At 43.8% G+C, this 12,699-nt stretch carries 8 protein-coding genes; 1 reads left to right on the forward strand and 7 read right to left on the reverse strand.

Features of this window, described 5'->3' with window-relative positions; all coding sequences use genetic code 11:
• Window positions 1–11 precede the first annotated feature (11 nt).
• Window positions 12–1,187 carry an MFS transporter gene (locus AB4375_RS02870; protein WP_017061890.1) on the reverse strand — a complete coding sequence of 392 codons (1,176 nt, stop codon included), beginning with the start codon at window positions 1,185–1,187 and terminating at the stop codon, window positions 12–14.
• Window positions 1,188–1,430: 243 nt separating this feature from the next.
• On the opposite strand from AB4375_RS02870, the gene AB4375_RS02875 reads away from it, so the two are divergent.
• On the forward strand, window positions 1,431–2,321 hold the full coding sequence (locus AB4375_RS02875; protein WP_017068464.1) for a LysR family transcriptional regulator: 891 nt from the start codon (window positions 1,431–1,433) through the stop codon (window positions 2,319–2,321).
• A 94-nt stretch (window positions 2,322–2,415) separates the two neighbouring features.
• Here the strand turns inward: AB4375_RS02875 and AB4375_RS02880 are convergent, their stop codons facing one another.
• From AB4375_RS02880 to AB4375_RS02905, 6 genes are all read right to left on the reverse strand, one after another.
• Window positions 2,416–7,311: an ATP-binding protein gene (locus AB4375_RS02880; protein WP_372051020.1), complete on the reverse strand. Its 4,896-nt coding sequence runs from the start codon at window positions 7,309–7,311 to the stop codon at window positions 2,416–2,418.
• Between the two features lie 70 nt (window positions 7,312–7,381).
• Window positions 7,382–8,407: an HD-GYP domain-containing protein gene (locus AB4375_RS02885; RefSeq protein ID WP_029235511.1), complete on the reverse strand. Its 1,026-nt coding sequence runs from the start codon at window positions 8,405–8,407 to the stop codon at window positions 7,382–7,384.
• 309 nt (window positions 8,408–8,716) lie between these two features.
• On the reverse strand, window positions 8,717–9,481 hold the full coding sequence (locus AB4375_RS02890; protein WP_017061894.1) for an ABC transporter ATP-binding protein: 765 nt from the start codon (window positions 9,479–9,481) through the stop codon (window positions 8,717–8,719).
• A 12-nt stretch (window positions 9,482–9,493) separates the two neighbouring features.
• On the reverse strand, window positions 9,494–10,444 hold the full coding sequence (locus AB4375_RS02895) for an iron chelate uptake ABC transporter family permease subunit (protein WP_017068462.1): 951 nt from the start codon (window positions 10,442–10,444) through the stop codon (window positions 9,494–9,496).
• Window positions 10,437–11,390 (reverse strand): ABC transporter permease, encoded by a 954-nt coding sequence (locus AB4375_RS02900; RefSeq protein ID WP_372050994.1) that lies wholly within the window; start codon window positions 11,388–11,390, stop codon window positions 10,437–10,439. The genes AB4375_RS02895 and AB4375_RS02900 overlap by 8 nt, the downstream gene beginning before the upstream one ends.
• 100 nt (window positions 11,391–11,490) lie before the next feature.
• Entirely contained in the window at window positions 11,491–12,423 is a 933-nt protein-coding gene (locus AB4375_RS02905; RefSeq protein WP_017066720.1) for a siderophore ABC transporter substrate-binding protein, read from the reverse strand.
• Window positions 12,424–12,699 lie beyond the last annotated feature (276 nt).

Raw genomic sequence — 12,699 nt, forward strand, 5'->3', positions numbered from 1 at the left:
TCGATGAGCCATTACACAGGCTGCTTTTGAATACGCGATTTACGAGCACTGAATGCGAACAGCAAGATAACAGCTAACACGAATGGTAATACGTAGATATTGAGGTTCTGCCACCCTGCTGTCGATTCTAGCCAGCCAGAGAGCATCGCTGTAATCGTCACACAGCCAAAGACAATAAATTCATTAAACGCTTGTGCCTTAGCTTTATTCTGCGATTGGTAGGACTGACTAAACAAACCTGTTGCCGCGATAAACATAAAGTTCCAACCGACACCAAGCACAACTAGAGCCGCTCTGAAGTGCCAGATAGATTCGCCATGAATGTTAATCGCGATACAGACGACGAACAGAACCCCGCCTGCCAAGATCATCATTCTTGAGCCAAACTTCTCGATAAGTGAACCAGTAAAGAATGCAGGAACAAACATCCCCAATACGTGCCACTCAATGACGCCCGCTGCTTTGGTAAAGTCAAAGCCACAACCAATCATTGCCAATGGCGTTGCTGTCATCAGGATATTCATCACCGCATAAGCGACCATGGCAGCAAACACTGCGCCAATAAAGTTAGGCGCTTTTACTATCACACTGAGAGGATCGGATTTAGGTGCCTGACTATTAAAAGAGACTTTTGGAAACTGAATTGTTTGTAAGATGAGTAACGCAAGAATGTTCAATCCAATCAAAGAAGCAAAAGCACCAATGTACAAGCCATCTTGCGACCACTGTTGCGACATAATCGCCAAATTTGGTCCTAATACCGCGGCTAAAACGCCACCAGCCATCGAGATAGAGATCGCTCGGTGACGGGCATTTTCATCACACACCTCGATTGCAGCAAAACGATAAAGCGTGCCAAAACCTATGCCTATCCCAAGTAAGAACGTAGCGAAACAAAACAAATAGAAATGTTGTTGAGACAGTGCGTAGGTGGCAAGACTAGCTCCTGTAATGCCAACCACATTACCAATGCTAAATCCTCGCTTTCTCCCTAACTTGCCTGAAATTAAAGATGCTGGAATAGTGGCTGCCATTAAACCCAAAAACTGCAGTGCAACCGGCAAGGTGATCATGCTGACACTGGGTGCAATCTGCTTACCGATCAAACCAATCACAGAGATCAGTAATATGTTACCCGTCATCAACAAGGCCTGACACAGTGAAAGCAGCCAAACATTTCTATTCATCTTCGTTCCTAAATATGAGCACAGTTGGTCAATAGACCAAAAATTCAACAAAGTCGCAACACTTTGTTACTCATAGCAACTCTACAAAGCGACCAATAGACCAATATAAAGTGCTACCACCACATGACTTTGATTAGCGTTACTTAAGACGCTAGAGTTGAAATTATCATTACTTAAGATAATAATAATTTTCTGTTATTCATTGGCTTTGTTATTTATAGGCTTTAGTATTTGAAGGTGAGTATGATTAATCCACTTTGGCTCAATACGTTTAAGACTCTGGTTGAAGTTGGCCATTTCACCCAAACGGCAGAAAAGTTGTATATGACACAACCTGGAGTCAGCCAACACATCAAGAAGCTTGAACAAGCTTGTAATTGTGACCTGCTATCTCGAGAAAACAAGAGCTTCGAACTGACCGAACAGGGTCGGATTATGTATCGCTATGCGATCAAACTAGAGAAAGACCAAGAAGATCTTTTTGAGTCTCTGAGTTTTGATAACCCTTATGCTGGGCAATGTCACTTGTCTTGCTCTGGCTCACTCTCTTTGCGTCTGTATCCCAAGCTTCTTGAACTTCAACAGCAACACCAAGAGCTCAGCATTAACTTAGAAGCCGCTCCAAACAAAAAGATATTGAATGACCTAAGCGAAGGCACTACCGATATCGGCATTGTTAGGCATTCCCCGAACGACAGCTACTACCAAAGCCAAGTCATCGGCAAAGAAGCACTGTGTCTTATAGTTCACCACAGCCTTGCTGATTTAGAGATAACGCCGCAAGTATTGAATGACATTGGCCTGATTGCCCACCCAGATTCTGCACATTATCTGTCTTTGTATTTCGACCTTTGCGGAGATAAAGACTTAGTGAACATCAACGTTAATGAGATACCAAGATCTGGCTACATCAATCAGCTTCACCAGATCTTGCTACCCGTATCAAAAGGATTAGGTTTTACCGTGTTACCGGCTGGCGCGGTTGAACACTTCCCAGATAGAGACAAGCTACACGTTGTGCCGCCAAAGGTAGAAGTAGAGGAAACGCTGTATCTGGTTCAAAAACGAAACCGAAAACTGCCGCACCGATACGATACGGTTGTTGAGCTAATCAAACAGAACGTGAGTCGTTAGTTCGGTATAGATAGATTTAAAGCCTTTAGCTAGCTCGGTATTTCGCTATAAGAGCTAAAGGCTTTAATGTTGAAGTGATATTTATAAAAGACAACTACTCAGAAGCGCCAAGCCCCTCTTTTGCTCGTTCAAAGTCATAATTATCTAACGCACTTCGAACATCTTTGAGAACAACAGAATGTGGATACTGTGCCAGTAACTCAGTCACATATTGAGTTGCATCGTTATCATAAGCATCCAGCAGTGATAGCAACTGAGCATGCTGTTCTGACGTGATGCTCGGTGAATCAGAGGTATCAGCAAGACTCGCATCGGCTTCTTCAGTACTTGTCGTATTGAATCCCCCAACACCAGACACATCAAAGCTGATCTCAACTGCTTTAATCAGTTCGATTAACCCAAGTTCGCCTTGCTTAAGATCTGCTTCATCACACGCCTTGTTATGCGCTTTGCTTTCTAAATCACTGAGTAACTCTGCCAATCGCAATCCACCAATCGAAGCTGCCATGCTTTTTAAGGTATGTAGATTACGCTCTAACGTCTCCCAGTCGCCTTGTACTAAGTTATCAAAAGCATCCGACATAATGTCTGGCGATCCTTGGCAGAACCTATCAAGCATTTTGGCTTGCAGCTTCGCATCATGATGAGTCAGTTGCTCAAACCTCGACTGAGAGAAAACAGGCGGCTCAATTTGGGGATCGGAGTGCAATTCCGCACTCTCACCAGAATCACCTGTCTGGATCGCATCTGAAGAGGTGTCTGATGGCGCTCGACCTTCAACTAAGACCTCAGGAACAATGTATCGAGTAATCAAAGACATCGCTTTATCAATAACAATAGGCTTATCCAAGAAGTCCGTGATGCCCGACTCCCTCGCTCGTTGTTTCGCATCATCAAAAACATTGGCTGACATTGCAATAATCGGTACATCTATATCGAATTCACGAATCAAACGGGTAGCTTCAAAGCCGTCCATAATCGGCATTTGAAGATCCATGAAGATTATTTCGTAGTCGTTGTTTTTAGCTAACTCCAGCGCTTCCTTTCCGTTTTCAGCAAGATCGGCATTTAATTTAGAGCGACTGAAAAATGCTAAGGCGAGATCTTGGTTCAGCTCATTGTCTTCAACCAATAGCACTCTTTGCCCTTTGAACTCTATCTGATAATCCAGTTGCAACTCTTGAGCTTTGAAGTCGGCTAACGCATCCGAGCTTGAGCGTGGCAATGTCAGTACAAAGGAGAACTCACTGCCTTGCCCGTAAACACTCTCTACCGTAATTTGACTGCCCATCGCATGAACTAATTTCTGGCTAATGTTGAGCCCAAGCCCTGTACCGCCAAACCGACGTGTCGTTGTGGTATCCGCTTGGCTAAAGGCTTCAAACAGCTTGTGACGGTTCTCATCCGAAATGCCTATCCCGGTATCCATCACACTCACTCTCATGGTTAGGCTACTGTCGTTCGAGTCAACATGCTCCACCGTTAATACTACGCTGCCTTGTTCCGTAAACTTAATCGCGTTGCCCACAAGGTTGAGTATGACTTGGAACAACCTCAATGGATCGCCTTGTAGTGGCGTGTCTAACTCTGGGTCGATGACCATAGACAAATTGAGTTGCTTCTCAGCCGCTTTCGATTCCATCAACTCAATCACATCTTTAAAAGTCGTTACGGGATCAAACGGGACGTTATCAATAACAAGTTGCCCAGCTTCTATCTTTGAAAAATCAAGGATGTCATTGATGATACCGAGTAACGAATGGCCAGAACGGTGCACTTTCTCAATGTAATTTCGAGCGACAGGATTAGATATTTCGCCAATCGCCAGATAAGACAAGCCAATAATGGCGTTCATTGGGGTTCTTATCTCATGGCTCATATTGGCTAAGAATTCCGATTTAGCTTGGCTCGCCAAATCGGCTCTCTGTTTCTCTTCTTCCAATTGTTCGTTAAGGCGCTTCATTTCTGAAATATCGAATGCCCAAAATAGTGTGGCGACTTCACCATCAATCTCAAAAAGATAGTAACTGACCAAAGCAACAAATCGGGTTCCATCAGACTTTCTGAGTACTAACTCCCTATTTTCAACTTTACCGTTAAGGTCGAGCTCTTCATGCACGCCATCACGAACGCTCAGCGAGTCATGGATAGCGGCAACGTCGATAGAAGACAACGCCTGATCTTCCACGCCTAACAAACGTTTTGCCGTATCGTTCGCGTAACGAACCTCTTCTTCAAATACCACGCTGGCTGCAATTGGAGAGCTATTTAGCATGTTGTAGAGTTGGTTCTGCGCCTTTTCCAGAGCTTCGGTTGCTTCCTTAGCAATACTGATCTGCTTAGTTAATTTACGATTCCAGAAAATAATAAGAAGAAGGATCACCAGAGAGAACACCGAAATGGTGTAAACCAATTGATAATTAACTCTTTCTATCGCTTTTGGCGCCGCCCACTTCGCCGATATCTTTTGATGTTCTTCAGCAGAAATACTCTCAATCGCCTTATTCACAATCGAATAAAGCAAAGGCTCAGATTTGATGACATGTAAGGTGGGTGAAAGGAAAAAATCAAGTCGTCCGACAATTCCAATCTCTCGATGACCAAATGAATCAATGAGGTAATTGAGGACATCAACAGTGTCGACCATGCCGTCTAAGGTTTTATCATCCAATCGGTTGAGCCCATCGGCCGTGGATTCTACCTCTACCCACTCAACGTTCGGGTACTTATCTAAAATCGCGTTAGTATTTGCCGCATTCTTCAATATACCGATTTTCCAACCATCAGCTTCTTCAAGTACCAAGCTACTAACGTCTCTTCTCGATGCAATGGCCAAACGACTTGAAAACAAGCTTTTAGCTGCTTTGACGTTATCTCCTAACGAACGATTCTCTTGAGCTGCTGAGACCAGTTCCACTTCATGATGATCAACCAAGCTTCGGGTCTCAGACCAATTCGCCACGTCAACATGCTGAATACTTAGCCCTGTTTTTTGTTCAATCAGCGTTAGATAATCATCAATCATCCCGATGTATTCACCGGTATTGGATACCGCTTCATAAGGTAACGAATTCGGATCGATACCTATACGTACATCCGGATTATCTTTAATCCACGCCCTCTCTTTTTGGTTTAGATTTAGGATCTCTCCAGTCAAGTTACTCGCTTGATAAACATCCGTAATATAGCGTTTCGCCGCATCTCCGAATGAACTAAATTGTTCGACAGATGGAAAATAAACATGGTTCCGCACTAACGAATTAACATCAAAGTAGAAAGTCATCGAACCAGAGTTGATACTCCCTCCCTTGGTCCTATAATTCGCCACCTTGGTGACTGATGAAAAGTGAGAGGTATTTTTCTTCTCTCCATATTGATCAACTAGGTTGCCTATGTACCAAGATTTGATCGGGCGACTATTGTTATCCGCTTGTGCGGTGATCACCTGAAAAGAACTGTCCGTGTCGAAAATTTCAAACACTTCCGTCAACTCTTCAAAGCGGTCGTTGACGATAAAATACGCAGATATTTGCGCGATAATATTCGCTTTTTTAAGGACTAGGCTTAAATCACTCTGAACCTGCATCTCGATAATTTGGTTTAAGCCGTCATCCTCCTGTTTAAGCCTTTTAATTGCGGCATTGAAGCTATCTCTGATTTCTTCACTCTTAAAGTCCACATAGATCGGATACTCAACTTTATACTCGTCATGTAGCGTTAGCTCTGCCATTTCAATAAAACGAGTATTGGTGATAAACCACTCTAGCACTCTTCGTTCAACCATTAGCAGGTCAACATTTTGAGCCCTCAACTGCGAGAATGCTGATTCAAGATCTTCGTAATCTTCAACACGATCAATGTCTAACTTACTCTTCAGAACTTCAACAGAGTTTTTAATTGAGGATGTTTCGTCGAACAATAACGCCCCTAATGATAGGTCTTTTTGGGATTGAAGTTGGAGTTTGCGGCGAGTTAGTGAAACAGGAACAAACTCAATATTAAGAACGTTATCACTTAAAAAGTGCGCATTAGGATCATCAAACTGAACACCAGAAACAAAGGCTATAGAATTATTGTTATCGATGGCTTTTTTAGCGGCGCTAGGTGGAAGTGTGACAACGTCACCTAGTTTATATCCCATGTCATTCAGTGCACGCTGAAGAATGTCGTGCTCTAGCCCGACTGCGGTGCTGTCTGGGTAAAAATACGGAGGGTTACCAAAGCCAAACACGCCTTTTAGCGGCACTCGATAGGGGGAACTGTCTAGCCACTTCGATAAAATCTGGTTCTTGTTATCAACGTCGAAGGTTTCAATCTGTTTGTTGATTAGCGTCAGCAGTTCTGGTTCATCGGTTCGAATCACCATTGATGCTTCAAACCTTTTCCAATGCTCCAGAACATAATTTACCGCTAAATCATGAACGCCAATCTTTTTCGCAAGATCCATAGTGGTGATAGGTTCACCGACCATGCCTTCGACATCCCCGGCCCCTAACGCACGTACTGCATCAATAACGTTATCAAAATTCACTCGCTCAATAGAACTCAATTTGACACCGGCTCGCTCCAAATCGATATTTTCGTTAACCATCGCAATACGGCGTTTATTATTTTGATCTAGGTTTCCATCGAGTTTGTTGTCGATGGGAACAATCACTGCGACCTGATAAGGAATATAGGGAGCACTCGCAAGAAAACGGCCACCTTCACTTGGGTCGAACTGTTGGAATGGAAATACATCGCCTCGCCCGTCGACTAACGTGGCTTTAGCCTCGACACGCGAGTTAACTGTGACAAACCGAACATGAACACCAAAACGCTGTTCAAGATCTAATGTCCAATCTTTGATGATCCCAGAAACCTGCCCATCATCATCGATGAATGAGTAAGGATAATGGTTGGCCAAGACAACAAAAGTTACCGTTGGTTGGTTTCCCAACCACTGATTTAACTCAGTATCTGTTACCTCAGCAGCATTCGTAGATCGCATTAGCAGCGGCCACACCACAAGTGTAATGACCAGAAAAACAACCAAACGATTTAGCGACAACATCAAGCCATCACTCATCTCTAAATTTCTCTTTAATTGCTAGAATCTCAGGTAACTTCAGAAAAAACACATCAACGATAGTTGGATCAAAATGTTTGCCTTTCTGTTCTTCAAACAAGTTCAGCGCCTCATCAATACTCCAAGCTTTTTTATAAGGGCGCTCTGCGGTCAGGGCATCAAACACATCAGCAACAGCCGCAATTCTTCCAACCAATGGGATACCTTCACCAGCTATCTGGTTTGGATAACCACTGCCATCCCATTTTTCGTGATGATATTGCGCCACCTGAATAGCCATACGCATCAGTTTGGAATCACTCTGCCTACCAAGTATATCAACACCATATTCGACATGCTTTTGCATAATTGTCCACTCGTCGGCGTCCAATTTACCCGGCTTGAGTAATACGCTATCAGGAATACCGATCTTGCCAATATCATGCATTGGTGCTGCATCACGCAACGTCTCGGCATCTTCGTCAGTCATTCCTAAGGCTTTAGCTAGCACTTCACAGTAGTGACTCATACGCTTAACGTGCATGCCTGTTTCATTGTCTTTAAATTCAGCAGCTCTACCCAGTATGTTCAGTGTTTCTAGCTTACCGAGATTGATCTCTTGAGTTTTCTCTTTTACCTGACTAAACAACGCGCGTTGTTGGTCATAAAGTGCGATATGCGTTTTCACACGCTGGAGTGCAATTGCAGGGGTTATCGGCTTGGTTAGGTAATCGACAGCCCCCAAGGAGAGTCCTTTTACTTCGGCTTCTGGACCAATTGTGGCGGTCACGAAAATGATAGGAATGTGAGCCGTATTCGGCTGAGCTTTAAGTTGGCGGCACACCTCGTAACCATCGATGTCAGGCATCATGATATCAAGGAGGATAAGGTCTGGCTGCGGCACCATCTTCGCGATCTTGATACCAATTGTGCCGTTAATCGCTACTTTCACTTGATAAGTATCTTTGAGTATTGCCGTTAACACATCCAAGTTACTTGGGGTGTCATCCACGACTAACACTATAGGTTTCCGACTCATTGATACCTCGTATACAAATCAAACAGTTATAACCCTAGTGTAGAACGGTTTCCAGAGGTTAAGTAGAAAAAAAGCAATTGATTTTCAAAAATGAAGAGTAGATCTGTGAGTGACTTCAAACTGGCGTTATTAGAAGTACGACCAGTCAATATTACGTCAGTTAAGTTATTATTATACAAGGGGAATTACCTTTGCATTGCAACATTTAACTAACAACACAGATACTATCCGAAAACAAAAAGAGCTCCTCATATGGGAGCTCTTTTCGTTCAACGGCTAGAAAGCAAAACAACCGAGTTATTCAGTAATCTAACGACCAGAATAATACATACAGATTCGAACACCATCGAACTCACGAATCTCAAATGGGATCTCGTAGATAGACTCCATCACTGATTTTTCAACCACTTCCGAAACCTTACCCGACTTAACCACTTTGCCTTTCTTCATCGCAACAATGTTATCTGAGTAACAAGAAGCGAAGTTGATGTCATGAATCACGATAACGACCGCTTTATTGAACTCATGCGCTAAACGACGCAACGTCTGCATAATTTCGACCGAGTGTTTAATATCAAGATTGTTCAGAGGCTCATCTAAGAACACATAATCCGTATCTTGCGCCACAACCATCGCGATAAACGCCATTTGACGCTGACCGCCACTCAACTCATCAAGGTATTTGTTTTGGATGTCAGTAATGCCAAGGTGTTCTAGTGCTGTATCGACGATCTTATGATCTTCGTCTTTCAAGCGACCTTGAGAGTGTGGGAAACGACCAAAACAGACCAATTCACGAATCGTAAATCGCATGTTGATGTTATTTGATTGTCTTAACACGGCAAGGTGCTTCGCTAGCTCTTTGGTATCCCACTCAGCCAGTAACTTATCGCCAATGACCACTTCACCCGCGTCGCTGTCTGTTAAGCGGCTCGCCATTGAAAGCAGTGTACTTTTACCCGCACCATTTGGGCCAATGATAGAAGTCACTTCGCCTTTCGGGAACATAGCACTGGCATCATCAACCACGAGTGACTTGCCATACTTCTTACTTAAACCTGTTAATTTAATCACTACTTACTACCTTTACTGAATTCTGGTGCGTAACAACAAGAACATAAAATACAAACCGCCGACCAAGTTAATAATCACACTCACAGTGGTTTCAAACGCCATCACTTTTTCGATAAACCATTGGCCAGAGACCAATAGAACGACCGCTAACAAACTGCTTGCGATGATAAGCACACGATGTTGATAAGATTTGAATATCTGACGAGCTAAGCTCACGGTGATTAAACCAAAGAACAGCACTGGGCCAACCAAAGCAGTCGACACCGCGACCATCACTGACACAATCACCAAGGTAATCTGAGTCAATCGCTTGGTGTTCACGCCCAGGCTTGTCGCGTTATCAACACCAAGCCAAAGTACATCAAGCTTAGGCGCCAACAACCAAAGGCCAAGCAAGCTCAAACCCAAAGGAATAAGGCTGAGGTAAACCAACTCGCCTTTCACGTTATTGAAACTTGCGAACATCACATTCTGCAGCACCGCGAACTCGTTCGGGTCAATCAACATCGCCAAGAAGTTAGACAAACTCGAGAATACGCTGCCACATACGATGCCTATCAACAGCAGTGTGAATACGTTGTTTCGCTTGCTCTTAAAGTAGAAATGGAACAGAGCAAACGAGAACAAGATCATCACAGTCACAGACATCGAAAAGTTTGCGATCGAGTCAATCACCCAGAAGCTAGCACTGCCAAACACAAACAGAAGTACCGTTTGTACCAGCATATACAAGCTGTCAAAGCCCAAGATGGAGGGGGTTAGAATTCGGTTATTAGTAATGGTTTGGAAAACCAATGACGACGCCGAGATCGCTACCGCCGCCAACACAATCGACAGCAATTTTGGTAGGCGCAGAGACAAGAAGAACTCGTAGTTATCCCACGTCAGCCCCTGCCCGATGAATAGCGCTGTCATACCCAAAGACGCGATAGCCAGAATCGCAATTTTTACTGAATCACGCATTCGACTTGTCTCTCATGATTAGGTAAATAAAAATCATGCCACCAAAGATGCTGATTACCATCGAGATTGGAATCTCATAAGGGAAAATGACGATTCGAGCTAGCAGGTCACAAGCCAACACCAAGATCACCCCCCAGTAGGCAGTCCAAGGCAGAATCTTCTTCATGTTATCGCCCATCATCAGCGACACGATATTCGGCACGATAAGTCCAAGGAATGGGATAACACCAACAATCATCACCACAGAAGAGGCGCAGATAGCAACCAACGCAACACCAATGAAGACGATCTTCTGATAATTCAAACCGATGTTTTTCGCGAAGCTCTCACCGATGCTCGCCGCACTGAACTGGCTCGCGAAATAGTAAGCCAATACACAAGCAGGCACCGCGAGATAAAGGATTTCATAGCTGCCCTGCAACACGCTCGCAAAGTTCGCCATAGTCCATGCCGACATGGTTTGTACTAAGTCGTACTTATAAGCAATAAAGGTTGTTAGAGACGAAACAACGTTGCCATACATAATGCCAATCAAAGGCACCAATACCGCGTTCTTAAACTTGAGGTGTTGTAGGAAGCGAACCAATAGCATGGTGCCAAACACTGCAAACGCGAAGATAAAGCCTAAGTAGCTCCATTGCGCAGCATTGCCTAGCACTAGAATGCCGACAATGTAACCCAACATCGCACAGTCAATGGTGCCCATCGTCGAAGGCGCGGCAAACTTGTTCTGTACGATTTGCTGCATGATCAAGCCAGAAACACTCAATCCCGCTCCGGCAAGCACGATCGCGAGTAGTCGAGGGATCCGACTAACAATATAAATAGAGTTGGCGTGTTGGTTGCCATTGAAAAAGTCACTAAAACTGATTTCAGCGACTCCAATCATCAATGACGCAACGCATAACACAACAAGAAATACAGCAGCTGCAATGGGTTTCAACATAGGAATAATACTAAAGATAGGTCTCGGGTAGCCCGTATAAAAAAGTGAAAAAGGGCTTATAAGAACACTCTTATAAGCCCGAAAATCTGATGGTTAGTAACTATTGAATCGTACGTTCAATGTCACTAATCATTCTATGAATCGCCGTCACACCGCCACCAGCCAGATACCAAGCACTTGAATCAAGGTAAACGATATTGCCGTGCTGCGCTGCAGGTGTTGCCGCAACCAGTGGGTTATCAAACAGTTGTTGAGCGCGACCTTCTGATTTGCCAATCGCTTTTTCGCGGTCAAGCACGTAAAGCACTTCCGGTTTTGCATCAGCAATGTATTCAAAAGAGATTAGGTTGCCGTGTGTTCCTTTGATCGGAGCCACAGTTGCACTCTTTGATTCCACGAAACCAAAGTCATCAAAGATGATAGAGAAACGGCTGCCTTTGTTGAACATCGCAATGTTGTTACCGTTGTTCATTAGCATCATTGCTGAAGTTTCGTCAGACGCTACTTTGTCGTTTACCGCTGTGATAGAAGCTTGAGTCTCTTTAATGATCGCTTCGACTTCAGCTTGCTTACCAAAGATGTCGCCTAGCACACGCCAGTTTTGCTGAGCATCAGCCCAGTACTTGTCGCCTTCAATAGAAAACATGACAGTAGGAGCAATTTGTGCCAGTTTGTCGTAAACCTTAAGCATGCGGTTTTCCGCGATGATGATGTCAGGCTTCAACATGTAGATAGCTTCAAAATCAGGTTCGCTTAAAGAGCCTGTATTTGCCGTCGTATCTTTGTACGAAGCTAGGTAATCAGGCAGCAAGCTATGAGGCGCGCCAACTGGCTGTACACCAATTTTATCGAGCACGTCTAAGCTACCGTGGCCTAGAACCACCACTCGCTGTGGTACTTCAGTAAACTGCGCTGTGCCTTTCACATGCTCAATGGTGACGGTTTCCGCATGCGCGGTCATCATGAATGATGATGCTAGAACGATGGCAAGCCCGCTCAATAACTGGCGAACTGAATTGATTGTTTTCTTCATGTTTCTTCCTTTGCCATTGATACAAACCACCACTCATGACAATGAAAGTCACATTACTCATAGACGAGCATGGGGCGTACACAACTGCTAAATAACGATAATTTAAAGTCTGTCATTGGATTGACAACAAACTTGTAACGCAAGTGAGAACTATTATCAATTATATTTGCACTAAATTGGCGATACAACAACTTTATTATTCAGAAATGTAAAAGTGAGTATTCATATTTTGCGTAGTCAGGAGAGGTATTAGGAATCAGAAATATCAAAAAGACG

The sequence above is a fragment of the Vibrio sp. 10N.261.51.C6 genome (assembly GCF_041471785.1).
Lineage (GTDB): Bacteria > Pseudomonadota > Gammaproteobacteria > Enterobacterales > Vibrionaceae > Vibrio > Vibrio crassostreae_C.